Annotated in this window: 20 protein-coding genes; 8 read left to right on the top strand and 12 right to left on the bottom strand. The window is 69.3% G+C overall.

All coding sequences use genetic code 11. The features are described from left to right. Nucleotides 1-20: 20 nt before the first annotated feature. From BAU06_RS13625 to cuyA, 5 genes are all read right to left on the bottom strand, one after another. The gene (locus BAU06_RS13625) at nt 21-1,175 is read right to left on the bottom strand and encodes a CaiB/BaiF CoA transferase family protein (RefSeq protein ID WP_066349913.1); all 1,155 of its coding nucleotides are present in this window, start codon (nt 1,173-1,175) and stop codon (nt 21-23) included. Nucleotides 1,176-1,312: 137 nt separating this feature from the next. Continuing rightward, a complete protein-coding gene (locus tag BAU06_RS13620) occupies nt 1,313-3,427 on the bottom strand; it encodes a 2Fe-2S iron-sulfur cluster-binding protein (RefSeq protein ID WP_066349912.1) in 2,115 nt (704 codons plus the stop codon). 77 nt (nt 3,428-3,504) lie between these two features. Next, nucleotides 3,505-4,116, bottom strand: a complete 612-nt coding sequence (locus tag BAU06_RS13615) for a glutathione S-transferase family protein (protein WP_066349911.1) — start codon at nt 4,114-4,116, stop codon at nt 3,505-3,507. Nucleotides 4,117-4,244: 128 nt separating this feature from the next. Continuing rightward, nucleotides 4,245-5,144 carry a LysR family transcriptional regulator gene (locus tag BAU06_RS13610; RefSeq protein ID WP_066349910.1) on the bottom strand — a complete coding sequence of 300 codons (900 nt, stop codon included), beginning with the start codon at nt 5,142-5,144 and terminating at the stop codon, nt 4,245-4,247. Between the two features lie 83 nt (nt 5,145-5,227). Beyond that, a complete protein-coding gene (gene cuyA / locus BAU06_RS13605) occupies nt 5,228-6,256 on the bottom strand; it encodes a D-cysteate sulfo-lyase (protein WP_066359035.1) in 1,029 nt (342 codons plus the stop codon). A 135-nt stretch (nt 6,257-6,391) separates the two neighbouring features. Here cuyA and BAU06_RS13600 point away from each other — a divergent pair, with 135 nt between their 5' ends. Together BAU06_RS13600 and BAU06_RS13595 are read left to right on the top strand one after the other, a co-directional pair. Beyond that, a complete protein-coding gene (locus BAU06_RS13600) occupies nt 6,392-7,300 on the top strand; it encodes a LysR family transcriptional regulator (protein WP_066349906.1) in 909 nt (302 codons plus the stop codon). Between the two features lie 168 nt (nt 7,301-7,468). Further along, a complete protein-coding gene (locus BAU06_RS13595; protein WP_066349900.1) occupies nt 7,469-7,960 on the top strand; it encodes a universal stress protein in 492 nt (163 codons plus the stop codon). Between the two features lie 59 nt (nt 7,961-8,019). Here BAU06_RS13595 and BAU06_RS13590 read toward each other — a convergent pair whose 3' ends face one another. Beyond that, nucleotides 8,020-9,018, bottom strand: a complete 999-nt coding sequence (locus BAU06_RS13590) for a zinc-dependent alcohol dehydrogenase family protein (RefSeq protein ID WP_066349898.1) — start codon at nt 9,016-9,018, stop codon at nt 8,020-8,022. Nucleotides 9,019-9,251: 233 nt separating this feature from the next. Here BAU06_RS13590 and BAU06_RS13585 point away from each other — a divergent pair, with 233 nt between their 5' ends. Then, nucleotides 9,252-11,978 (top strand): bifunctional acetate--CoA ligase family protein/GNAT family N-acetyltransferase, encoded by a 2,727-nt coding sequence (locus tag BAU06_RS13585; protein ID WP_066349897.1) that lies wholly within the window; start codon nt 9,252-9,254, stop codon nt 11,976-11,978. Between the two features lie 121 nt (nt 11,979-12,099). Here BAU06_RS13585 and BAU06_RS13580 read toward each other — a convergent pair whose 3' ends face one another. From BAU06_RS13580 to BAU06_RS13565, 4 genes are all read right to left on the bottom strand, one after another. Beyond that, a complete protein-coding gene (locus tag BAU06_RS13580; RefSeq protein WP_066349896.1) occupies nt 12,100-12,525 on the bottom strand; it encodes a universal stress protein in 426 nt (141 codons plus the stop codon). Nucleotides 12,526-12,556: 31 nt separating this feature from the next. Further along, a complete protein-coding gene (locus tag BAU06_RS13575; RefSeq protein ID WP_066349891.1) occupies nt 12,557-13,393 on the bottom strand; it encodes a universal stress protein in 837 nt (278 codons plus the stop codon). A gap of 106 nt (nt 13,394-13,499) precedes the next feature. Next, nucleotides 13,500-13,688, bottom strand: coding sequence for a hypothetical protein (locus BAU06_RS13570; protein ID WP_156770227.1), 189 nt, complete (start codon nt 13,686-13,688; stop codon nt 13,500-13,502). A gap of 98 nt (nt 13,689-13,786) precedes the next feature. Further along, a complete protein-coding gene (locus BAU06_RS13565) occupies nt 13,787-15,688 on the bottom strand; it encodes a PHA/PHB synthase family protein (protein WP_231933874.1) in 1,902 nt (633 codons plus the stop codon). 283 nt (nt 15,689-15,971) lie between these two features. Here BAU06_RS13565 and phbB point away from each other — a divergent pair, with 283 nt between their 5' ends. The 4 genes from phbB to BAU06_RS13545 all read left to right on the top strand — a co-directional run bounded on the left by phbB (nt 15,972) and on the right by BAU06_RS13545 (nt 20,271). After that, entirely contained in the window at nt 15,972-16,715 is a 744-nt protein-coding gene (gene phbB, locus BAU06_RS13560) for an acetoacetyl-CoA reductase (protein ID WP_066349889.1), read from the top strand. A gap of 110 nt (nt 16,716-16,825) precedes the next feature. After that, nucleotides 16,826-18,328, top strand: a complete 1,503-nt coding sequence (locus tag BAU06_RS13555) for a sensor histidine kinase (RefSeq protein ID WP_066349888.1) — start codon at nt 16,826-16,828, stop codon at nt 18,326-18,328. Further along, nucleotides 18,325-18,738 (top strand): response regulator, encoded by a 414-nt coding sequence (locus BAU06_RS13550; RefSeq protein WP_066349887.1) that lies wholly within the window; start codon nt 18,325-18,327, stop codon nt 18,736-18,738. Before BAU06_RS13555 ends, BAU06_RS13550 begins: the two co-directional genes overlap by 4 nt. Before the next feature lie 51 nt (nt 18,739-18,789). Then, a complete protein-coding gene (locus tag BAU06_RS13545) occupies nt 18,790-20,271 on the top strand; it encodes a hybrid sensor histidine kinase/response regulator (protein ID WP_066349885.1) in 1,482 nt (493 codons plus the stop codon). Between the two features lie 134 nt (nt 20,272-20,405). Here the strand turns inward: BAU06_RS13545 and BAU06_RS13540 are convergent, their stop codons facing one another. Beyond that, nucleotides 20,406-20,843 carry a universal stress protein gene (locus BAU06_RS13540; protein ID WP_066349881.1) on the bottom strand — a complete coding sequence of 146 codons (438 nt, stop codon included), beginning with the start codon at nt 20,841-20,843 and terminating at the stop codon, nt 20,406-20,408. 132 nt (nt 20,844-20,975) lie between these two features. Between BAU06_RS13540 and BAU06_RS13535 the strand changes: the two genes are divergently transcribed. Further along, complete coding sequence (locus BAU06_RS13535; protein WP_082993676.1) at nt 20,976-23,747, top strand: cation-translocating P-type ATPase; 2,772 nt, start codon at nt 20,976-20,978, stop codon at nt 23,745-23,747. 4 nt (nt 23,748-23,751) lie between these two features. Here the strand turns inward: BAU06_RS13535 and BAU06_RS13530 are convergent, their stop codons facing one another. Then, the gene (locus tag BAU06_RS13530; RefSeq protein ID WP_415834865.1) at nt 23,752-25,275 is read right to left on the bottom strand and encodes an efflux transporter outer membrane subunit; all 1,524 of its coding nucleotides are present in this window, start codon (nt 25,273-25,275) and stop codon (nt 23,752-23,754) included. Nucleotides 25,276-25,308 lie beyond the last annotated feature (33 nt).

The raw sequence follows: 25,308 nt of genomic DNA, 5'->3' as shown, positions 1-25,308 counted from the left end.
CTTGCTTGGCGCAAGCGCCTTTACGGCTGCCGCGGCCGGGCGCCGCGCAGCTCGCCCAGCACTTCCTCGGTGTGTTCTCCCAGCATCGGCGGCGCCGATACCGCCGTCGACCGCACGCCGTCGAAGCTGACCGGGCTGCGCACCGTGCGGAACTCGCCCATCACGGGGTGGCGGGTCGCGACCTCCAATTCCAGGTGGCGGGCCTGCGGATCGTTCAGCGCCTCGCTGGCGTCGTACATGGGCGCATGGGGGACATCGTTTGCCTGCAGCCGTTCGCACCACTGCGCGCGCGTCCTGGCCTTGAAGATGCCGCGCAGCAGCGCGATCAGCGCTTCATGGTTGGCGATGCGGTCCTCGCGCGTGCGAAAGGCGGGTTCCTCGTCGAACAGGGCGGGGCGGTCGATGGCGGCCGCCAGTCCCTGCCAGAACTTTTCCGGCGACGACATGTGCAGCGCGATCCACTTGCCGTCGGCGCATTCCAGCACGTAGGACTGCGACACGCTGGGCCGGCTGTAGGGGCCCATCACTTCGCCCGCCGAAAAATAATGCGTGAAGGCGTCCAGGTTGAAATGCGTCATCGCCTCCAGCATGGAGACGGCCACCGTGCAGCCCTCGCCGGTGCGGGCGCGTCGATGCAGGGCGCCCAGGATGCCGTAGGCGGCGTAGAAGCCGGTCAGCGAATCGGCGATGGCGGGACCGACCACACGGGGGTTGGCGGGATTGATCAGCAACCCAAGGAAGCCGCTGGCCGCCTGGGCCACGGTGTCGTAGGCGGGACGGTCCGCCGCCGGCCCGTCGCCGCCGAAGCCGCTGATGGCGCAGTAGACCAGGCGCGGATTCAGGGCCCGCAGCCGGGCCTCGCCGGCATTGAGCCGTTCGGCGACGCCGGGGCGGAAATTCTGGATGAAGACATCGGCGCTGGCGATCAAGGCGTCGAAGTCGCGCAGGTCCTGTTCGGCGCGCGTGTCCAGCGCCACGCTGCGCTTGTTGCGGTTGTAGGTCTGGAAGTGAGGGCTGTACAGGCCGCCCTTGAAGGCGCGGAAAGGGTCGCCCTTGTCGGGATTTTCCAGCTTGACGACGTCCGCGCCCAGGTCGGCCAGCAGCATCCCCGCCGCCGGCCCGGTGATGAACGTGCCTTGTTCCACCACCCGTATTCCTGCCAGCACGCCCGCCATCGCCATCTCCTGTGTCTTGTATCGGCCGGCGCGATCCACCGGCGTGGCAGGACTATAGGCAAGCGCGAACCATGGCGGAAGTGATTAATTTCGATCCATTTACCCTCATGGCATCGATAGTTGGCGCGGGGGCCGCCTTACAAGTCGAGCTGCAAGGGGGCCGCGCCGGCGGCGGGCACCGCGCAGCAGATCAAGGCCTGGCCATCGGGCACCGGGAACTCCGGCGCCTGGGGATAGGCGACCGCGCCCTGCACGATGCGCGTGCGGCAGGTGCCGCAACTGCCGCCGCGGCAGCCGAAGTCCGGCGCCAGGCCGCTTTGCTCGGCCAGTTCCAGCAGGGAGCCCGCGCCCGGTTGCCATTGGGCTTGCGTGGCCGACCGCACGAAGGCCACCGGCACGGGCTCGCCAGCCGGCGGATGTGCGGGCCCGTTGGTGGCCGCGGCGCCGCGTGCGGCGGGCGTATCGCGCGCGGCGATGGCGTCGCCTTGCGCGCTGCCATCGGTCTTGGCGGCGGCCGCTGCCTGGCGGACCAGCGAGGACGCGCCGAAGGCCTCGGCATGGATGCGTGCGTCCGCGACGTTCAGCGCGCGCAGGCCGTCGTACAGGGCCTGCATGAAGGATGCGGGACCGCAAAGATAGAAGTCGTAATCGTCGAAGGGCAGGTGCCGGCGCAGGACGTCGACGCCGATGCGGCCCGCTTCGTCGTAATCCTGGCCCGGCTGGGCGCCGGCGGGGTCGCTGAGCAGGCGCACCAGGTGCACCGCATCGCCGCCCTGCGCGGCCAGCGCGGCGATTTCCTCGGAGAAGGGCCGTTCCGCCAGCGTGCGCGCCGACTGGAAGAACCAGGTCGGCCGCGTCCGCTGCCTGCGCTGGCCCTCGTAGACGATGTGGCGCAGCATGGCCAGCAAGGGCGTGACGCCGATGCCCGCCGCCAGCAGTACCGCCGGGCGTTTTTCCGCCGCGTCCACCGTGAAATTGCCGCCGGGGACGCGGGCTTCGACGATGTCGCCCACGTGCACGCTGTCGTGCAGATGGCTAGATACGGCGCCTTCGCGCTTGACGCTGATGCGGTAGCCGGCATCCGAAGGCGCGGAGGATACGGTGTAGGTGCGCGGCAGCGGCCTGTCCTGGCCGGCGGGCGTCACGCGTATGGGCAGGAACTGGCCCGCCAGGTGCGGCGCGCGGCCCGCGCCATCGGCGGGCTCCAGGTGGAAAGAGCGCACGCTGCTGCTTTCGTCGACGATGCGCGCCACGCGGAATGGCCGCCAGCGGCCGGCCAGCGCGGCCGCGCGCATGCGGTCGGCGGCGTCATCCCAGCTGCCGGTCAGCAGCGAGCTGGGCGATGCCCCGTCTTCCCTGCGCGCCCAGCGCAGCGGCAAGGCCTGCTCACGGCGCACGATGGTGCGCGGGAAGAAACGCCACAACCGCTCGGCGCCCTGGAAGGCCGCGATCTCCGGGGAGTCGACGATCACTTCGGCGGTGCCGCTCATTTGCAGCAGTTCGCCGGTATCGAAGTCGGCAAAGGTCAGTCCGGCCGCCGGATTGACCATGAAGTTGCCCAGCGTGTTGAAGAACAGGTTGCCGTTGAAATCGGGAATCGTCATGCCGCCATCGTCGTCGAGCCGGACAAAGCCGGGCTTGCCGCCGCGATGCGAGACGTCCACCTGCCGCCCTGCGGGCAGGTCCGCATAAGAGGCGACGAAGAAGCTGTCCGCCCCGCCGATCAAGGCGCGGGCCCGCTCGTCGAGCGCGGGCAGGACTTGGGGCGCGATACGGGTCTGTTCCCGTGGATCGCGGGTGAAAGACAGGGTGCGCTGCTGGATGTAGCGGGGGCAATTGCCGAAGCTGTGCACCACGTCGATATGCGAGATCCCGCCATCGCCATGATGCAGGGTGCCGTTCATGCGGTTGCGCCGCCGCGTCGCCATGTCGATGCCCAGCAGGCCCACCGGTTGACCGTCCTCCAGGCCGCCATCCGCGGGATCGGCGGGCTCGCGGGCGATGGCGATATCCAGGCGCCGGGGATGGGGCGAAACCAGGAAGCCCGGCTGCGCGGCGCGCAGCGTCGCCCATACCGTGCCGTCCGGCGCCACGGCCCCCAGCACGACGAAAGGCAGCTGTGCGAAGAACTCGCGGTGCTGGTCGGGCATGTAGTCGCGGATGAAGCGGCGGCCGACATCGTCCATTTTGGCGAGCGCGCCCGCATGCGATTGCAGGGCAAGTTCCCCGCGGTGCCAGGGTAGGGTGGACATGGTGGCTCCTTGTCTGGTGGTGTGCGCGGGCCCGCTACGGGGCCCGCCGTGCGCCGCGGCGTTCTCCTGCGGCCTTCTCAGGCGTCCAGGCCTACCGGCGTGCGCTGGAAGGGCACGAAGCCGGGCAGCGCTTCCACCCGCGCCAGCCATTGCCGCACGTTGGCGTAGTCCTTCAGGTCCACATAGCCTTCCGGCGCGCGCGCCGTGTAGCTGTACAGCGCGACATCCGCGATGGTGGGATGCGCGGCGGCGATCCAGGGTCCTTGCGCCAGCGCGTCGTCCATGCGCTTGAGCACGACATGGGCACGGGCGATGGCAGCCTGGGCGTCCAGCGAGGCGCCGAACACCGTGACCAGCCGCGCGGCGGCGGGGCCGAAGGCGATATCGCCGGCCGCGACCGACAGCCAGCGCTGCACGGCGGCCGCCTGCTCGGGCGCTTCCGGCACCCAGTCGGTCCTGCCCAGTTTCTTGCCCACGTAGACCAGGATGGCGTTGGAGTCCGCCACCACCGTCTCGCCGTCGACCAGCACCGGCACCTGGCCGAAGGGATTCAGCTTCAGGAATTCCGGCTGCTTGTGGGCCCGCGCAGCCAGGTCGACCTCGACGAGCTCGGCGGGCGCGCCGATCAGGGACAGGAACAGGCGGGCGCGGTGGGAGTGGCCGGAGAGGGGGTGGTGGTAGAGTTTCATGGCGGCAGTCCTATGTTTGCGGTTTTTGCACGTAATCTCGTGCTGGAACGAATCATAGGAGGGCTACGGACCGGGAAAAACCGCCGCCAGGAGAAAGTATTCTTCTTATATCAGCAATAATAGCTGCATCAATTGAGCGATTTGTCCGCGCGCAGCCGATCGATCGCCAGGTCCAGGAAGGCCCGGACTTTCTGCATGGCGTGCCGGCCTTCGCGGTGGATCAGATGGATGGGCAGGGGCGGCGGTTCATAGTCCGCCAGCACCACGCGCAGCTGGCCATCCCACAACTCGCCGGCCACCTGGTACGACAGCGCGCGCGCCACGCCCAGGCCGGCGACGGCGGCGGCGATGGCCGAGTCGTTGGTCGACGTCGCCAGCCGGGGCGTGAAGCGCAGGTGCCTGGGTTCGCCTTGTTCCAGGAAGCGCCATTCCGCCATCGTGCTGACGCCGGTGGTCTGGATCAGCGTGTGGCCCAGCAGATCGTCGGGCGTGCGCGGCACGCCATGCCGTTCCAGATACGCGGGCGCGGCGCATACCACGCGCCGCACCCGGCCGACCGGGATGGCCTGCAGCGATGAATTCGCCAGGTCCCCGATGCGCACGCCCACGTCCACGCCTTCGTCGATCAGGTTGACGTTGCGGTCCAGCAGCAGGCACTGGGCGTCGACCTCGGGATAGCGTTGCAGGTACTCGACCACGATGGGGGTCACATGGCGGGCGCCGAACAGCACCGGCGCGGTCACCACCAGGTTGCCGCGCGGCGCGGCATGCATGCCGGCGGCGGCGAGTTCGGCTTCCTCGATCTCGCCCAGGATGCGTTTGCAGTTTTCGAGATAGGCGGCGCCGGTGTCGGTGGGCCGCACCACGCGGGTGGTGCGCGTCAGCAGGCGCACGCCCAGATGGGATTCCAGCTCGGTGATGACGCGGCTGACGACCGACAGCGAGACATCGAGCTTGCGCGCGGCGGCGGTGAAGCCGCCGCTTTCCACCACGGTGACGAAGGTCTTCATGGCGTGTAGCCGGTCCACGCGTCTGCTCCCGGAATGATTGCGCAGGCGGCAGTATATCCAGCACCGGGCAGGGCCGGAGGCGCCGGCCCGGGGGAAGGCGGTCAGGCCTTGGGGGACTTGGCGATGGCCGCCTCGAAAGTCGAGCGATAGGCGAACAGCGCCGCCGACCCGCCGGTGTGGACAAAGACGACATTCTGGCCGGCGCTGAACTTGCCGGCGCGGATCTGCGCGATCAGGCCCGCCATGCCCTTGCCGGAATACACCGGGTCCAGCAGGATGCCTTCCAGTTCGGCGGCCAGGCGCACGGCCTCTATCATGCCTTCGGTGGGCACGCCGTAGCCGCCGCCCACGTGGCCGGCGTCCACCGCGACATCCTCGCGGCGCACCGAGCCGGCGGGCAGGCCCATGTAGTCGCGCGTGGCCTGCACCAGCTTCCAGACGTTTTCTTCCTGCTGCTGCTGCGCGGCGCGCACGCTGATGCCCATGACCGGGATGCCGCTGTTGCTGGCGGCCAGCCCGGTGACCAGGCCGGCCTGCGTGCCGGCGCTGCCCGTGGCGTGCACCACGCAATCCAGGCGCAGGCCCGTTTCGAAGGACTGGTTCAGCAGTTCCTGGGCGCAGGCCACGTAGCCCAGCGCGCCCACGGGGTTGGAGCCGCCGCCGGGAATGACGTAGGGCTTGCGGCCCTGGTCGCGCAATTGCGCCGCCAGGTCTTCCATGGCCTGTTGCATATTGGTGCCCGCCGGCAGGCGCGTGACGATTTCGCCGCCCATCAGGCGGTCCAGCAGCACGTTGCCGGATTCTTCGTAGTCCTCGCCGCCGTCGCTGACGCGCTGCTCCAGCAGGATCTTGCATTGCAGGCCGAAGCGCGCCGCCGCGGCGACCGTCTGGCGGGCGTGGTTGGATTGCACGGCGCCCTGGGTGATCAGCGTGTCGGCGCCCTGTGCCAGGGCCTCGGCCACCAGGAATTCCAGTTTGCGCGTCTTGTTGCCGCCCGTGGCCAGGCCGGTGCAGTCGTCGCGCTTGATGTACAGATTCGGTCCACCCAGGTGGCGGGACAGATTGGGCAAGGGCTCCAGGGGCGTGGGGAAATGGCCCAGGCGGACGCGCGGATAGGCGGCAAGATGCATCATGGCTGTTCTGCGTAAGAAGTAAGGGTGGGAAGACAAGCGGTCGAGATTAACGGACAGCCCGCCGGGGCGCCTAATGCTATATTTTCCGGCCCTTATGCTTTTTTTGCATAAGCTCCCCGCGCGGTTCCCCGAATGAAACTGATCTGGCTCGAAGACTTTCTCGCGCTGCTGCACGCCGGCACGTTTTCGCGGGCGGCCGCCATGCGCAATATCACGCAGCCGGCCTTTTCGCGCCGCATCCAGATGCTGGAAGACTGGCTGGGAGCGCCGCTGATCGATCGCGGCAGCCCGGGCCTGCGGCTGACGCCCCTGGGCGAGCGCTATACGCACGAGTTCCGCGCCCTGTTGATGCAGGCCAATGAACTGCGCGCCCGCATCCAGGCGGAACAGCAGGGCGTGCGCCGCGTGCGGGTGGCCGCCCAGCACACCCTGACGATCACCTGGCTGCCCAGCCTGCTGCGGCGCGTGCAGCGCGATGCGCCCGGCATCGAACTGGGGGTCGATGCCCACGATCGCCCCGAGAGCATCGCCCGCTTCTCGTCCGGCGAGGCGCAACTGCTGCTTTGCCTGGAGGCGGAAACGCCGCTGCATGCAACGATGCCGCGCACCGAGTATCTGCACCTGGGCCATGAACGGCTCGTCGCGGTGAGCGCCGCCACGCCGGGGGGCGCGCCGCTGCATCGGCCGCAGGCCGGCCGTCCCGTGCGGCTGCTGGGCTATCCCGCGCCCAGCTTCATGGGCGGCGTGCTCTACAAGCGCTGCCTGCCGCCGCTGATGGACCGCTATCCGGTGCGCATCGTGCAGGAATCGGGCTTTGTCGCCGGCATCAAGGAAATGGTGCTGGCGGGCATGGGCATGGCCTGGCTGCCGGAACGCCTGATCGCGCGCGAGCTGGCGACGAAAACCCTGGTCAGGGCGGGGCGCGGATTGCCCGCCGTGGACATCCCGGTCTCTCTTTACCGCGTTGCGCGCGGACCGGGGCATGGGGCGGTGGACGAGATCTGGGCACTATTGAGCGCCCGTCAGGCGCGCGACGCATAGCGCCCGCCGCGTCCGGGTTGACGCACATCAAAGGACAGGCCGCGCGCGCTGGATACAGTGGCCCTGATCCCGTATGCCTGGCGGCGTCGCGGCCCGGCCGCTTCCGCGCCATCGGCCGCTTGCCCGCAAGGCGATGCACGGGCAATGCAGCCATACGGAGAGGCGGTCATGTACGAGAAAATCCTGGTGCCCATCGACGGCAGCGAAACCGGTGAACGGGCGCTGGAACAGGCCGCCAGTCTGGCGACGCTATGCCATGCGCGGGTGCGCCTGCTGCATGTGCTGGACACGCTGTGGTACGCCAACGGTTTCGAGCGGCCGGAAATCTACGAGCATCAATTGCGGCCTTCCATGGTTCGCGCCGGCCATCGCATCCTGACGGCGGCGCGGCACGTCATGGAACAGGCCGGCGTGCCCTGCGATTGCCATCTGCAGGAGAGCGACGACCGCCGCGTATTCGAAATCATCCTGGACCATGCCAGGCGCTGGGGCGCGGACGTCATCGTGATGGGCACGCATGGCCGCCGCGGCGTGAATCGCCTGCTGATGGGCAGCGATGCCGAATTGGTCGCCCGCTCGGCGCCGGTGCCGGTGCTGCTGGTGCGGCCGCCGCGGTCCGAGCAGCCCGAGGATGCCGGGGCCCTGGCCGACATGCATTGAAGCATTGAACCGGCCCTGTGCCTGAGGTGGCCGCCTCTGCATACAGGCGCCGGCGCTCGCTACTGGCCGGCGCCAGTCGGTAGCAGCACGGCCGCACCCACCAGGCGGCCCTCGCGCAGGTCGGCCAGGGCGCGATTGGCGTCGGCCAGGGCATAGCGGGTCGTATGCATGCATATCCCGGCCGCCGAGGCGATGCGCAGGAATTCCTCGCCATCCTTGCGCGCCAGATTGGCGACGGACACCACCTGCCTTTCCTCCCAGAGCAGCCGGTAGGGAAAGGCCGGGATGTCGCTCATGTGGATGCCGCCGCAGACCACGCGGCCGCCCTTGCGCACGGCGGCCAGCGCGGCGGGGACCAGCGCGCCGACGGGCGCGAACAGGATCGCCGCGTCCAGGGGGCGCGGCGGCGCTTCGTCGGAACCGCCCACCCAGGCCGCGCCCAGTTCGCGCGCCAGCGCCTGGGCGGCCTGGTCGCCCGGCCGCGTGAAGGCGTAGACGGTGCGCCCCTGCCAGCGGCACACCTGCGCCAGGATATGCGCCGCCGCGCCGAAGCCGTACAGGCCGATATGGGGCGCATTGCCGGCGGCCCGCAGCGCGCGCCACCCTATCAGGCCGGCGCACATCAGCGGCGCGGCCGCGACGGGGTCGTCCAGACCGGTCAGGGGAAACACGAAGTCCGCGTCCGCCAGCGCATGCGTGGCGAAACCACCGTCGAAGGTATATCCGGTGAACAGCGGCGCATCGCACAGGTTCTCCTGGTCCTGGCCGCAGTAGGGGCACACCCCGCAGGTATGCGCCAGCCACGACACGCCGACGCGCGTGCCGATGGCGGGCAGCCCGACGTCCGGGCCCAGTGCGTCCACGATGCCGACGATCTCGTGGCCGGGCACGATGGGCAAGGCGGGATGCGGCAGTTCGCCGTCCACCACATGCAAGTCCGTACGGCAGATGCCGCAGGCCTCGATGCGCACCCGCACCTGGCCCGCCGCGGGCTGGGGCAGGGGACGCGTTTCCCTGACCAGGGGCTGGCCGGGGCCGTGCAGAACCATGGCTTCCATAACGGGTCTCCCATACGGTTGCCGAAAGGGGGCGCCGAAGGGCGGGGACGATGCGCGGTGGCGCCGGCGCATCGCAGGGACAGCGTACAGGAGGAAGGGCCGCCGCCGTTGACCTGCATCAAGGCCCCGGCCGCCGCGATGAGCGATGGTGTGTTCCATGGCGCCGCGGCCGGCGCCCGCCGCCCCATGGCCGCGCGCCGTATCGCGATGGCGGACCCGCATAGGAACGAATCATGAGCATCAGGAATCTGAAGGCGCTTTTCCACCCCGGCTCGGTGGCGGTGATCGGCGCCTCCGAACAGCCCTATAACGTGGGCGCGCGGGTGTTTTCCAATCTGCTGGCCGGCGGCTACGGGGGCGCCATCTATGCGGTCAATCCGAAATACTGCATGGTGCGCAACACGCCCTGCTACCGCGACGTGGCCAGCCTGCCCGCGGCCCCGGAACTGGCCATCCTTTGCACGCCCGCGGCCACGGTTCCCGGACTGGTCGCGCAACTGGGCGCGCGGGGCACGCGGGCCGCGATCGTCCTGAGCGCGGGGCTGTCGGCGCCCGCGCCGGACGGCAATGGGACGCTGCGCGAAGCCATGCTGGCGGCGGCACGGCCCCATCTGCTGCGCATACTCGGCCCCAACTGCCTGGGCATGCTCATCCCGGGGCTGGGCCTGAACGCCAGCTTCGCGCCCACGATGGCCTTGCCCGGGCGGCTCGCGTTCGTATCGCAATCCGGGGCGCTGGCGACGGCGGTGCTGGATTGGTCCAACAGCCGCAACATCGGTTTTTCGCATTTCGTGACGCTGGGCGACAGCGCCGACATCGACCTGGGAGACCTGCTGGACTATTTGGCGGACAGCCCGGAGGCCAACGCGATCCTGCTCTACATCGAAGCCGTCACCGCGGCGCGCAAATTCATGTCGGCGGCACGCCGCGCCGCGCGCAACAAGCCGGTGGTCGCGATCAAGGCGGGCCGGGCGCCGCAAGGGGCCCGGGCCGCGGCCACGCATACCGGCGCCCTGGCGGGATCCGATCTGGTGTACGACGCGGCCATCCGCCGCGCCGGCATGCTGCGCGTCGACACCACGGACGAATTGTTCGATGCCGTGGAGACGCTGGCGCGCGCCCGGCCCTTGCGCGGCGACCGCCTTGCCATCATGACCAACGGCGGCGGGGCGGGCGTCATGGCCACCGACGAGCTGGTACGCCGCGGCGGTACGCTGGCCGAACTGGACCCCGCCACGGTGAGGGCGCTGGACGCCGTGCTGCCGGCCACCTGGTCGCACGCCAATCCCGTGGACATCGTCGGCGATGCGCCGGTGAAGCGCTATGTCCAGGCGCTGGACATCCTGCTGCGCGACCATGGCAGCGACGCCATATTGTTCATCCACGCGCCCACCGCCATCGCCTCCAGCGACGACATCGCTTCGGCCATGCAGCCGCATATCGCGGGCTCCCCGCGCAATGTGTTCTCCGCCTGGCTGGGCGGCGATGCCGTCGCGCACGCGCGCAAGCGTTTCCGCAACGCCGGGATCCCCACTTACGACACGCCGGAGCAGGCCGTGGGGGCCTTCATTCATGCCGTGCAATACCGGCGCAACCAGGCCCTGTTGCTGGAAACGCCCTCGCTGGATGCGCGGGCGGACAGCCGCGATACGGAGCAGGCGAGAAGAATCGTCGCCGGCATCCTGGCGCAAGGCCGCGCCATGCTGACGGACGACGAAGCCAAGGCCGTGCTGGCGGCGTATGGCATTCCGGTGCTGGAAACGCGCGTGGCGCGCGATGCCGAGCAGGCCGTCGCCCATGCGCGGGAGCTGGGCTTTCCGGTGGCCGTCAAGGTCCTGTCCTCGGCCATCACGCACAAGTCCGACGTCGGCGGCGTGGCGCTGGACCTGGACGATGCGGAGCAGGTGCGCCTGGCGGTGGCGTCCATGCGGCGCCGTATCGGCGAACTGCGCGCCGATGCGCCCATCGATGGCTATATGGTGCAGCGTATGCTGCGCCGGCCCCATGCGCGGGAACTGATCGTTGGCGCGGCCGTGGATCCCGTGTTCGGGCCCGTGGTGCTGTTCGGCCAGGGCGGCACGGCGGTGGAGGTGCTGGCCGACCGCTCCGTGGGCCTGGCTCCGTTGAACGAGCCGCTGGCGCGCGATCTGGTGTCGCGCACGCGCGTGGCCAGCCTGCTCGCCGGCTATCGCGACCGTCCGGCGGTGGCCCACGAGGCCCTGTACCGCATCCTGACCCGGGTGTCGCAGCTGGTGTGCGACATCCCGGAGATCGAGTCGCTGGATATCAACCCGCTGCTGGCGGATGGCCACGGCGCGATCGCCATGGACGTCCGCATCGGCGTGCGCCCCTGCGCCGGCGCCGCGACGGACCGGCTGGCGATCCTGCCGTACCCCGCGGCGCTGGAGGAGCTCGCCCAATGGGGCGGTTCGACCGTCCTTATCCGTCCCGCGCGCCCCGAGGACGAAGTCCTGTATCGCGGCTTCTTCCTGGCCTTGACGCCGGATGACGTCCGCCATCGCTTTTTCGGCATGGTGCAGCCATTGCAGCATCGCGAGCTTGCCCGAATGGCGCAGCTGGACTACGACCGGGAGATGGCTTTCGTGGCGGTCCGCCGCGGCGCGGACGGCCAGGAGACCATGCTGGGCGAGGCGCGCGGTGTCGTCGATCCCGACAACGACACGGCGGATTTCGCGCTGATGGTGCGGTCCGACCAGAAGAACCGCGGCCTGGGGACGCTGTTGATGGCGCGCCTGATCCGCTATTTCACCGCCAAGGGCACCCGGCGTCTGGTGGGGATGGTCATGGCCGACAATAGCGGCATGCTGGAACTGGCGCGCCGCTGCGGCTTCGCCGCGGAGCCGCATGGCATCGGCGCGGAGATCCGCATTTCCCTGGCGCTGAACGCCGCGGCGGGCGCGCCGCGCCGGGAAGAGCCCGCCGCGTCGCAAGCCGCCTGACTGGTCCGGCGCGCGGCGCCGGACAGGCATTCCCGGACAGAACAAAAGGCGGCCCGCGCGGGCCGCCCTTGCCGATCGCCGCGTCGCCGCCGAAGCCGGCGGCGCGACGGTGCGATAGCCGCTATTTGACGATCGTGACCGGAACCTGCGCCAGGTGCAGCGTCTTGGTGGTGACCGAGCCCAGCCACAGGCTGGCAGTGGAACCCAGGCCGCGCGAGCCCATGACGATCTGGTCGCATTTGTTCTGCTCGGCGGTCGACACGATGGTCTCGGCGATGTGGCCGACCTTGATATGCGCCGCATAGGGGATATGCGCTTCGTCCAGCATGGCCTTGGCCTTGGCCAGCATCGTTTCGCCTTCTTCCTGGTGATAGCGCCGTATCGTTTCCTGGTCGATGAACATCCGCACCGCGCCGGAGACGATGGGGATCTGCACGTTCAGCAGGTGCAGCGAGAGCGGTTCGTACATTTTCATGTGCTGGACGACGTGGTTCAGCGCGCGCAGCGCGTTGTCCGAGCCATCGATGGGGACGAGGACGCAGCTCATGGATTCTCCTTTCAGGGGTTCGAACGGGACGTCAATGGGAAAACAGCACCGGCACCGTCATGCTCTTCAGGATCGCGCGCGAGGCGCCGCCCAGGACCCATTCACGGGCACGGCTATGGCCGTACAGGCCCATGACGATCAGGTCGCAGCCGTAGTCGGATGCGGCGTTCAGGATGGCGTTGCCGGTGCCGATTCCGGCCGTCTCGCCGGTGGTCACGCGCGGACGCACATAGCCGTGCGCGTGGAAATAGGCTTCCAGGTCGCCCACGACGGTTTGCCTGCGGCGCATTTCATCGGAATTGGCGTCCAAGGTCAGGGCGACGATTTCGCTGGCCGTGGCAAAGAAGGGCGCGGCGTCGGCCAGGGCGCGGGCGGCTTCGCGGCCGTGGTCCCAGCAGAACAGGATGCGCGTGCCCACGGTCTCGAACTCGCCGGAGTAGGGGACGGCCAGCACCGGCCGGCCCGCCGTCAGGATGACGGATTCCGTCATGTCCGGCGCCAGGACGGAGTCGGTCACGCCGTCGACCGACTGGCTGATCACCAGCAGGTCCGCGCAGCGCGCATGCCGGGCGAGCAGCTCATCGGCACGGCCCTCCGGCGCCCGCCATTGCACCGCGATCCCGGAGCCGCCCGCCTGGCGCTGGAAGGCCTCTTCGCACTTGCGGCGGTCTTCCTGCATCTGGCGTAGCGCGATCTCCTGTAGCGCGCTGGGCACATAGGCCTCGTCGAACAGATATCGCGGCGGGGCAAAGGATACATAGATACCTAGCAGCTCCGCATGGAAACGGGCCGCCAGGGCGGCCGCCACGGCCGTGCGGCCGGCGCACGCGGCGTCTTTCTCTACTTGAAGGGCGATACGCTTCAGCATTTGGGGGCCTCGCGGGAGAACGTCGGGCTTGCGGGAAGGGCAGACCGGGATCGGGGTCGTGTGCCGTGCACAAGGGCCTGCGTGGCGCGGGTCAGTGCGGCGCGGTTCAGTGCAGCGCTGTTACTTGCGCGCCGGGATCGGCGGCCTGCCCACGCTCTTCGTCATAGGCGTCGCGCAACATGCGTTCCGCCAGCTCGAGCACGCGGATGGCGTCCTCGATGCTGGCGCCGGATCCCAGCACGAAATGGATGGCCAGGGAAGCCAGCCGGGCGATGTCATACTGTTCTGCATTCATGGCGGTGTCCTCGCGATGCATGCCGTCAGTTTCCACCCATCGCCGTCCGCCGTTGTTGACCTGCATCAAGCCCGCGTGCCGCCCGCCCGGCAAGGCGGCTAGCGGTCGAAAACGTATTCCCCCGGGGCGTCGCCCAGCATCGTTTCCGGCGGGTAGCCAGGCGCGGGCCCCTTCGGTCCGGAATGCCGCACCAGCCATGCTTCCCAGTGCGGCCACCAGGAACCCTCTACCGTTTCGGCGCGTTCGGCCCACTCCTGCGGCGCCAGGTAGGGCGCTCCCTCGCGCCGCACACCCCAGCGGAAGTGGCGGTGGGGCCGGTCCGGCTCGCTGACGATGCCCACGTTATGGCCGCCCGAGCACAGGATGAAGGTCAGGTCGCGGTGATTGAGCAGGTGCAGCTTGTAGACCGATTCCCACGGAGAGATGTGGTCGCGCTCCGTGGCGACGGCCAGCATGGGAAGGCGGATATCCGCCAGCGCCACGGGCTGGCCCCGCACGCACAGCCGCCCGGCCGCCAGGTCGTTGTTCAGGTACAGGCGGTGCAGGGTCTCGCTGTGCATGCGATGGGGCAGGCGGGTGATGTCGGCGTTCCAGGTCATCAGGTCGGTGATCTGCAGCTGGTGGCCCAGCAGGTAATCGCGCACCAGGCGCGACCAGATCAGGTCGCGCGAGTTCAGCAGCTGGAATACGCCGGCCAGTTGCTTGCCGTCCAGGTAGCCTTGCTGCCACATCAGCGCATCCAGGCAGGCGACGCCGCTGGGGCTGATGAACAGGCCCAGCTCGCCGGGCTCGTCGAAGTCCGTCTGCGCGGCCAGCAAGGTGATACTGCGCAGCAGCGGCCGCCGTTCGTGGCGCCGTGCTAGCGGGCGCCGTGCCAGCGCCGCGGCGCCGATGGCCAGCAGCGTCCCGCCCAGGCAATAGCCCACCCCGTGCACGCGGCGCCCGCCGCTATCCTGCGATGCCTGCTGCAAGGCCTGCAGCAGCCCGTCCTGCACGTACTTGTCCATGTCCCAGTCGCGTCCTTCTTCGCGCGGGTTTTTCCATGAGACGGCATAGACCGTGTGTCCGTGCGCCACCAGATAACGCACCAGGGAATTGTGCGGCGACAGGTCCAGGATGTAGTACTTGAGCAGCCAGGACGGCACGATGACCACCGGTTCGCGCCAGGTCTCGCGCGTGGCGGGCGCGTAGCGAATCAGTTCGAACATCTCGTTGCGGTAGATCACGGCGCCCGGCGTGGCCGCGATCTCCTTGCCCACCCGGTACACCTGGCGTTTGGTGGCCGAGGTGCCCGGCGCGCAACCCGCCAGCAGGTCGCAGGCGTCCGACCACCAGCGCTTCGCGCCTTCGAATAGATTCAGCCCCGCCGTATCGCCGATCGCCTCCAGGACTTCCGGGTTGGCGAACCAGAAATTGCTGGGGGACACGATGTCCAGCAGTTGCCGTCCGATGAAGTTCATGACGTGCTGGTGGTGCGGCATGGCGCCGCTGACGCCGTGCGTGGCGGCGTCCCAGCTGCCTTCCATGCGCTGAAAGCCGGCACGCCACTGCGCGTAAGGCCAACGTTCCCAATCCGGATGGCGAAATCGCGGGTCCGGCCGATGGTGATAGCGCTCGAACCGCCGCGCGGTTTCCGCCGGGGATTGTGTCGCCGCCAGCCATAGCGATAGCTGCTTGCCGGGCGATATGGCCAGGTGCATGGCCCAGTCCACCCAGTCCAGGTAGATGCCCAGCGGCGACACGCCGCCCACCGTGCGGGCCACCGCGGCATGGCTGAGCCGGTCCAGGTCGCGCCAGGGCGGCTCGGGCGGTTCGGGGCACGACAAAGGCACGCGCGGCTCGGCGGGCAGGGGGGCGGCCTCCTTCGCGATGGCGGCCGACGTCCGCGGACGCGCGGCGAGGGGCCGCGGACGGCGCTCACGCGGCGTGGCCGGCGCGGCGGCCGCGGCCGCCGCGCCGGCCATGGGCGTCTCGTTCGACGGGGATAGGTGCTTCGACATCGCGCCACCTTGTCGGTCGGGTGATGCCTCAATGCTAGGTCCGGGGTATGGCCGGAGTATTGATTTAACGCAAGGTCGCGCGGGCATGGCGCCGCCGCCGCGCCCGGCGCCCGGCCCGGCCTGATCGCGCCCTCGCGGCGGTCCGGCCGGACCGGCTTGACCCATATCAAGATGCCGCGCGCCGCGCCGGCCTAGTGTGTCCGGATAAGTGTCCGGATACCTCGCCGATAAGCGTCCGGATAGACCCGGGCGTCCACCCCCGACTCTTTTCAGGAGCGCAGCCATGTCGCAGAAAATCGCATTGATCACCGGCGGGATGGGTGGACTGGGGCAGGCCATCGTATCGCGCCTGCACCAGGCGGGACATCGCATCGCCGTGACGGTGTCCCCGGAGAACCGGCACGCCGCCGCCTGGCTGGAAGAACACCGGCGCAACGGCCTGGACATCAACGCCTATCCGGTCGACGTCGCGGACTTCGATAGCTGCCTGGCCTGCGTGGGCAGCGTGCGCAAGGAGATGGGCGAGGTCGACATCCTGGTCAACAATGCCGGGGTGACGCGCGACGCGAGCTTGCGCAAGATGCGGCGCGAGGATTGGGACAAGGTCATACGCACGGATCTGGACTCGGTGTTCAACATGACCCAGCCGGTACTGGAAGGAATGATCGCCAAGCGCTGGGGACGCATCGTCAATATCGCGTCCGTCAACGGCCAGCGCGGACAGTTCGGCCAGGCCAACTATGCCGCCGCCAAGGCGGGCATCCATGGCTTTACCATGTCGCTGGCCCTGGAGATGGCCCGGCATGGCGTGACGGTCAACACCGTCTCGCCGGGCTACCTGGCCACCCGGATGGTTACCGCCGTGCCGCGGGAGGTGCTGGACACCAAGATACTGCCCTCGATCCCGCTGGGGCGCCTGGGCGAGCCGGAGGAAATCGCGCACCTGGTGAACTTCGTCGCATCGGAGGAAGCGGCCTATATGACCGGCGCGAACCTGGCCATCAACGGCGGCCTGCACATGCAGTAGCGCTTCGGCGGCATCGCCGGCCGCCTCGCTTAGAATCCACGGTGACGCATCCCCCGGCAAGAGCGGCGCGCCGCCGCCACGGGCATGCTGCCCAGTACATCCCGAGCCCTATGAAAGACCACATCCTGGAAAGCCAGACCATGGACTGGCTGATCCGTTCCGCGACCGAAGCGATCGTCATCGCCGACGCGGAAGGCCGCATCGTCCTTGCCAATGCGGCGGCGGCCGGCCTGTTCGGCCATGCGGCCGAAGCCTTGCCGGGCCTGGCGCTGCCCGCGCTGCTGCCGGAGTGGGAAATGGCCGAACAGGGCAAGGCCGGGCTGCCGGGCGGCGGCCGGGCGGGCGTGTTCGAGGTTTCCGCACAGCGCGCCGACGGCAGCGCCTTCCCGGTCGAAATCTGCGTATCGCCGCTGACCACCCATTGGGGCCTGGCGCTCTGGATGGTATCCATCCGGGACATCACGCCGCGCATGCGCAGCGAGCAGGCCATGCGCGACAACGAGGCCCGGCTGCGCGCGGTGTTCGACACGGCCGTCGACGCCATCGTCACCATAGACGAGGCCGGCCGCATCGAGCGGTTCAACCCCGCCGCCGTACGGCTGTTCGGCTATGCCGAGGACGAAGTCCTGGGGCGCAATGTCTCCATGCTGATGCCGTCGCCGTATCGGGAAATGCACGACGGCTACCTGCACCACTACCTGCGCACCGGCGAGAAGAAAATCATCGGCATCGGCCGGGAAGTCGTCGGCATGCGCAAGGACGGCACCGTGTTCCCCATGGATCTGGCGGTGGCCGAGATGCGCGTGGGGGGCAGCCGCATGTTCACGGGCATGGTGCGCGACATCACCGAACGCAAGCGCGCGCAGGAGCAATACGCCCAACTGCTGCGCGAGGTGACCAGCGCGAACGAGGAACTCACCAACTTCGCCTACATCGTTTCGCACGACCTGAAGGCCCCGCTGCGGGCCATCGGTTCGCTGGCGAACTGGCTGGCCGCCGATTATGCCGACCGCCTGGATGACGAAGGCCGCGAGCACCTGCGCCTGCTGGTGGGGCGTGTCCATCGCATGAGCGGCCTGATCGACGGCATCCTGGAGTACTCGCGCATCGGCCGCATCAAGGAGGCCCGCGTGCCGGTGGACCTGGACGTGCTGGTGGGCGACATCATCGACCTGCTGGCGCCGCCGGACCATATCGAGGTACTGGTCGAGAATCCCCTGCCTGTCGTGATGGCGGAACGCACGCGCATGCAGCAGCTGTTCCAGAACCTGGTGTCCAACGCCATCAAGTACATGGACAAGCCGCAAGGGCTGGTGCGCATCGGCTGCGAGCCCGCCGGCGAAAGCCGCTGGCGCTTCTGGGTGTCGGACAACGGTCCGGGGATCGAGGCCCGGCACCACGAGCGGATTTTCCAGCTGTTCCAGACCCTGGCGCCGCGCGACCGGGTCGAAAGCACCGGCGTGGGCCTGACCCTGGTGAAGAAGATACTGGAGCTGTACGGCTCGGATATCTCGGTACAATCCACCGTCGGCGCCGGCACCGCCTTCGTTTTCACACTGCCCATGATGCCGCCCGGGCACGATCCCGATCATTCCCCAAGATCCCATCCATGAAGACGCCTTCCAAGCCGGTACTGCTTGTCGAGGACGACACGGTCGACGCCATGACCGTCAGGCGCGCGCTCAGGGAAATCAACGTCCTGAATCCGCTGGTGCGCTGCGAGCATGGCGAAGAGGCCCTGGAGTACCTGCGCAATCCCGCCAATGAGCGGCCCTGCATCATCCTGCTGGACCTGAACATGCCGGTGATGAACGGCATCGAGTTCCTGCACGTGGTCAAGGCCGACGAGCAGCTGCGCCGCCTGCCCGTCATCGTGCTGACTACCTCGGAAGAGCAGCAGGACAAGGTCAATAGCTTCAACATGAGCGTGGCCGGCTACATGGCCAAGCCGGTGGATTACCGCCAGTTCGTCGAGATCATGCGTTCCATCGACCTGTACTGGACGATCAGCGAGCTGCCCTAGGGGCGGCGCGCATACCTGCCGCCCGACCAGGATCGCGACCGGACAGCCGCCATGCAGCCAGCCATCATCCGCGTATTGCTCGTGGAAGACGATGCGGTGGACCGCATCGCCTGCCGCCGCGCGCTGGCCGCCGCTGCCGTCCACCGCTTCGAGGTGGCCGCCGCCGAAACCGCGGACGCGGCCCTGGATCATCTGCGGTCGAACCGCGTGGACTGCGTGCTGCTGGATTACCGGCTGCCCGATCGCACCGGCCTGGAATTCCTGGATGAGCTGGCCGACGGCACGGGGGAAGTCACCGTGCCCGTGCTCGTGCTCACGGGCGAGGACAGCACCGAGGTCGCGGTGGAGATGATGCGCCATGGCGCCCGCGACTACCTGTACAAGGATACGGAAGGCCGCTACCTGCAGACGCTGCCCGCCGCCATCGACCGCATGCTGCGCGGCCAGCGGCTGCTGGAAGACAAGCGGCAGGCCGAGGCCATGTTCCGCGCGCTGGTCGAACAGATCCAGGCCATCACCTACGTGCGCGAGCTCGGCGGGGAGGGCAGGCTGCGCTATATCAGCCCGCAGATCAGCGCCCTGGGCTACGCGGCGGACGATTGGCTGTCCGACCCGGCCGCGCCGCTGGCCGCCATCCATGCAGCCGATCGCACCCGAGCGGCCGCCGCCATCGCGCACAGTATCGCGCAGGCCGGAACGCTGCGGGTCGAATACCGCATGCTGGGCAAGGACGGTCGGGAACGCTGGTTCCGCGACGAAGCCGAGGTCGTGCGCGACTCCGCCGGCCGGCCGCTGTTCCAGCAAGGCATCCTGATCGACATCACCCAGAACAAGCTCGCCGAAGAGGCCTTGCGCGAATCGCGCGAAGCCCTGCGCCGCCTGGCGGCGCACCAGGAGAACATCAAGGAAAGCGAGCGCAAGCGCATCGCCCAGGAAATCCACGACGAGCTGGGCGGCCTGCTGACCGGTATCAAGGCCCACGTGTCGGTATCCTGCGAACGCGCGGCCCAGGCCGGCGCCACGCCGGATCCATTGCTGCGCGAGGCCGCGCGCCTGACCGAGGAGGCCATCCAGGCCGTGCGCCGGGTCATCAACGACCTGCGTCCCAGCGTACTGGACCAGCTTGGCGTCTGGGAGGCCATCGAATGGTATGCCAGCCAGGTAGAAGCCCGCTTCGGCCTGGTGTGCGATTGCACTATCGCGGCCTCGGCCCGGGAAGCCCCCGTGGACCCGGATCGCAGCATCATGCTGTTCCGTATCGTCCAGGAATCCCTGACCAATGTGGTGCGGCACGCCGACGCGTCGCTGGTTTCCGTCCATGCCGCCGCCAAGGACGGCGTCATCCTGGTCGAGATCCGCGACGACGGCAAGGGCTTCGCCACGGACCAGCCCGCGAACCGGCATTCCTGGGGCATCCAGGGCATGCAGGAACGCACGCGCCATTTCGGCGGCCAGCTGACCGTGTCCAGCATCGCCGGCAAGGGCACGCGCGTCGCGCTGCGCCTGCCGCTGGAAACCCGGGACGCGCCCTGAATGCCCGCTGCGGCCCGCGTCAGGTCGGGCCGGGCCGCGTCAGGCCGGGCCGCGTCAGGCCGGGCCGCGTCAGGCCGGGCCGCGTCAGGCCGTGCCGCGTCAGGCCGCGTCAGGCCGGGCCGCGATGGATCCCATCATCGGTATACCAGCACGGGGATCTGGCAGTGGGTCAGGACCTTCTGCGTGACGCTGCCCAGTATCACCGCCTTCACGCCGCCGAACCCGTGCGAGCCCATCGCGATGACGTCGCAGCCGCGCTTGCGCGCCGCTTCAATGATGGCTTCGTGGGGGTGGTCGTGCTCGACTTCCTCGCCCTCGCATTCGACATCGGCCGCCTGGCAGATCTCCTTGGCCCAGCCCAGGTACTGCTGAGCGTGGTCATGCTGGTAGGCCTTGTATTCGTCGCGCACGCGTTCGATCTGGTCGGCCTCGGCCGACAGCATGCGGAACGGGTGCGTCACCGTCAGGAACGTCACCTTGGCCCGCATATCGCGCGCAAGTGCGACCGCCGGCCTGGCGGCCGCGAAGGAAGGCTCGGAACCGTCGATGGGGATGAGCATATGCTTGAACATGGCGTCACCTCGACCCGCCGGGATAGGGGCTTTTATCGTCGCCGCGCGCGCCCGGCCGGGCATTGACCTGGATCAAGCTTGCACCGGGTCCCCGGGCCGATCATTGGCGCACGGCATCACGCGGAGCGCGACATGAAGGGCCACATCGCTGCCGCCAGGCAGGACGGAACCCAGGACGGCCGGGCGGTGGCGGACATCTCCGGCGGACCGGCCGGCGGTGTTGCGCTCCCGTACGCATGCGGCGCCGCGGAAGTGCTGCGGAGCTTGTGCGTTTCCGCCGCGCAAGGGCTGAGCGACGAAGAGGCGGCGGCACGCCGGGCACGCCATGGGCCCAATGCCATCGCGGCCCGGCGCGGCGCCAGCGCGATGCGGCTGCTGCTGCATCAGTTCAAAAGCGCCGTGGTCTATCTGCTGGCCGGCGCGGCGGCCCTGGCCCTGTATTTCGGCGAGATGGAAGAGGGCGCCGCTATCGTCGCCGTGCTCGCGGTCAACGCGCTGATCGGCTTCGTCACGGAGCTCAAGGCGGCGCGCTCCATCGAGGCGCTGCGCGCGCTGGGGGGGCACGGCGCACGCGTTCGCCGCGCCGGCCGTGTCCGTCTCGTTCCGGCCGAGGAGCTCGTGCCCGGAGACATCGTCGTGTTCGACGCCGGCGACGCCGTGTCCGCCGATGTCCGGCTGACCGAGGCCTCGCGGCTGGCCGCGGACGAATCGACCCTGACGGGCGAGTCGGTCGCCGTGGACAAGCAGCCCCACGCGGTCAGCGCCGACGCCCGCCTGGGCGACCGCTCCTGCATGCTGTACAAGGGCACCGCCGTCACGCGGGGCAGCGGGGCCGGCGTGGTGGTGGCCACTGGGCTGGCGACGGAGCTCGGCCAGGTCACGCGCCTGGTGCTGGATGCCCATCCCGGCACATCGCCGCTCGAGCGCAAGCTGGCCCGCCTGTCGGCGCAACTGGTCTGGGCGACGCTGGTGCTGGCGGCCGCGATTGCGGCCGTCGGTCTCCTGCGCGGAGGCAACACTTTCCTCATGGTGGAAGCCGCCATCGCGCTCGCGGTGGCGGCGATTCCCGAAGGCCTGCCCATCGTGGCCACGCTGGCGCTGGCCCGCGGCATGTGGCGCATGGCGCGCCAGCACGCCCTTATCGAGCGGCTGTCCGCCGTCGAGACCCTGGGAGCCACCACCATCATCCTGACCGACAAGACCGGGACGCTGACCGAGAACCGCATGGCGGTGCGCCGGCTTTGCACGGCGACGGGCGAGATCCCCCTCGATCCCGATACGGCGGACACGGACCCGCTCCATCCCCTGGCTGGCGACGCGCAAGCCACCGCCTTGCTGCGCGTGGCGGTCCTGTGCAACGACGCCCACCTGGATCGCGCCAATGGGGACAGTGGCGATCCGATGGAGATCGCCCTACTGCGCGCCGGCCTGCGCGCGGGCTTGAAGCGGCTCGCCTTGCTGCACGGCCACGCCCTGGCGCGCAAGCACGCTTTCGACGGCGCGACCAAAATGATGGCCACCGTGCATGAGAGCGGCGACGGTTACCTGTTCGCCGTAAAGGGGGCGCCCGAGGCGGTGATCGCCGCCTCCGCGCGCGTGCCGGACACGCACGGCGAGGCGACCCTGGACGAGGCGCGGCGGGCCGACTGGCTGGCGCGCGCGGACGAGCTGGCGCGGCACGGCCTTCGTGTACTGGCCTTCGCCATGAAAATGAGTACGCAGGCCGATGACGCTCCCTACTCGGGCCTGGTGCTACTGGGTTTGGCGGGTCTGGAGGATCCTGCCCGGGCCGACGTGCCGCGCGCGATCCGCGACTGCCAGCAAGCGGGCATTCGCGTGGCGATGGTGACCGGCGATCACGTCGTCACCGCGCGCAGCATTGCCCGCGCCGTCGGCATCGGGGCTGGCGCGCAGGCGGTGGAGGGACGCGGCGTCGCGGGAATGCTGCGAACCGGCCAGCCGCCGCTGCGCGATGTCGGCGTCTACGCCCGCGTCAGCCCCGCGGAAAAACTGGAGCTGGTCAAGGCCTACCAGGCCTGCGGCGAGATAGTCGCCATGACGGGGGACGGCGTGAACGACGCGCCGGCGCTGCGGCAGGCGGATATCGGCGTGGCCATGGGCCTGCGCGGCACCGACGTGGCGCGCGAAGCCGCCGCCATGATCCTGCTGGATGACGCCTTTCCCACCATCGTCAAGGCCGTGCAGGAAGGGCGGGTCATCTTCGGCAATATCCGGCGCTTCGTGGTCTACCTGCTGTCATGCAACCTGAGCGAGGTGATGGCGGTCGGCCTGGCGGTGCTGGCGGGGCTGCCCTTGCCGCTGCTGCCGCTGCAGATCCTGTACCTGAACCTGGTCACCGACGTATTTCCCGCCTTCGCGCTGGCGATGGGCGAGGGCGAGCCGGGCGTGCTCGGGCGCGCGCCGCGCCCCCCCAGGGAACCCATCCTGGGACGCCGCCAATGGGCCGCCATCGTTCTGCATGGCGCCGCGCTGACCGCCGGCACTTTCGCCGCCATGGCCTTGACCCGCGTATTGGCGCTGGATGCGGGCGCATCCGTTACGGTTACCTTCCTGACCCTGGCGTTCGCGCAGCTGTGGCATGCGTTCAATATGCGCGCCATCCGATCGGCGCCCTTCGTCAACGAGGTCACTCGCAATGCCTGGCTGTGGGGCGCGCTGCTGCTGTGCGCAGGCCTGCTCGCCATTCCTCCGTACATGCCGGCGCTCGCCCGGCTCCTGCATCTGGTCCCCTTGAATGGGACGGCCTGGGCGGTGATCATGGCGGGCAGCCTGGTCCCGCTGCTTGTGGCGCAGCTCGTGCTGGCTGCCATCGGTGCGCGGGACCGCCGTGGCCCCGGCTCCGGCGCGGCGGGTTGGTCGCCGCCACCAGGCCGATTGTCGTAAGGGGCTATGACTCCGATATCCCCGCGGCGTTCCAGCCCCCGCCCAGGGCACGGATCAGGTTGATGGTGGAGCGCGCACGCTCGCCGTCCAGCTTGACCGCGGCGCGCTGCTGCTGCAGAACCGTGCGGTCGGCGTCGATGACGTTGAGATAACCGATGGCGCCTTCGCGGTACTGCGTATGCGAAAGCCGCGCGGCGCGTTCGGACGCGGCGACGGCCTCGTCCTGCGCCTTGCCCTGTTCGCCCAGGATGCGCAAGTTGGCCAGGTTGTCTTCCACTTCGCGGAAGGCGTTCAGCACCGTCCCGCGATACCGGGCGACCTCTTCCTCATAGCTGGCGCGGGCGCGATCCAGTCCGGCCTGGCGGCGGCCGCCGTCGAACAATGGCAGGTTCAAGGCCGTCCCCACCAGGGGCCCCAGGAGGAAGGTGCGGCTGGACCAGTTGAACAGATCGCCCAACTGCGCCGACTCGAATCCCATGGCACCGGTCAGGCTCAGGCTGGGGAAGAAGGCCGAACGGGCCACGCCCACGCGGGCATTGGCCGCCGCCATCGCGCGCTCGGCGGCGGCGATGTCGGGACGGCGCTCCAGCAGGGCCGAAGGCAGGCCTGCCGGGACGCTGATGGCAATGCGGGCCAGGGGGCGCGGCGGCAGGGAGAACTCGGCCGGCGTACTGCCGAGCAGGACCGCCATGGCGTGTTCCGCGGCCGCCCGGCGCCGTGCGATGCCCAGCGCCTCGGATTGCGCGGATGCCAACTCCGCCCGCGCACGGGCCACGTCCGCTTCGTTGGTATCGCCTTCGTCGTAGCGGCGCCGCACCAGATCGAGGGACTGCTGCCGCAGTGCCACGGTGCGTTGGAAGAGCGCGCCTTCCGCGTCCAATTCGCGCAGCTGGAAGTATTGCTGCGCGACATCGGCCTGCAAGGCCAGCAGCACCGAGCGAAAGAGCGCTTCCCCGCGCTGCGCGTCGGCCGTGGCGGCGTCCACGGTGGCCGACACGCGGCCGAACAGGTCGACCTCGTAGGAGACGCCGGCCTGCGCCCGGTACAGGGTGGATGCCGCCGATGCGGCGCCGTCTTCCAGGCCTTGCGAAGCGGGCGAAGGACGTTCGCGCGTGGCTCCCACGCCGGCATTGATTTCGGGATACAGGCCGGCGCGAGCGTTCTTCACCAGGGCGCGGGCCTGTTGCAGTCGCGCGGCGGCCGCCTTCAGGTCCTGATTGGCCTCTTGCGCGCGCGCTTCCAGTCCATCCAGCGTGTCATCGCCGAATACCTTCCACCATTCGCCGCGGCCGGCGTCTTCGGCGGGGCGTGCCGCCTTCCAGCTACCGGACGGGTCGCCTGCCACCGTGGCGGGGCCGGCTTCCTTGTAGGCGGGCGGCGTCTGTACAGCCGGCCGCTCGTAGGCGGGGGTCACCGAACATCCCGCCACGACCATCAACGTGGCGAGCAGCGTCGACCCGATACGGACCAGCCGCGGTAGTCCGCCCGTCATTGTCGACGGGCCGTGCGTGTGTCGTGCGTTGTTCATGAACGAGCTCCGGTAATGTCGGCATCGGCCGGC

Origin of the sequence: Bordetella bronchialis (assembly GCF_001676705.1) — a bacterium.
GTDB classification, from domain to species: Bacteria; Pseudomonadota; Gammaproteobacteria; order Burkholderiales; family Burkholderiaceae_B; genus Bordetella_C; species Bordetella_C bronchialis.
The sequence above is the reverse complement of the archived record's forward strand: the minus strand, read 5'-3'. Positions and strand labels throughout refer to the sequence as shown.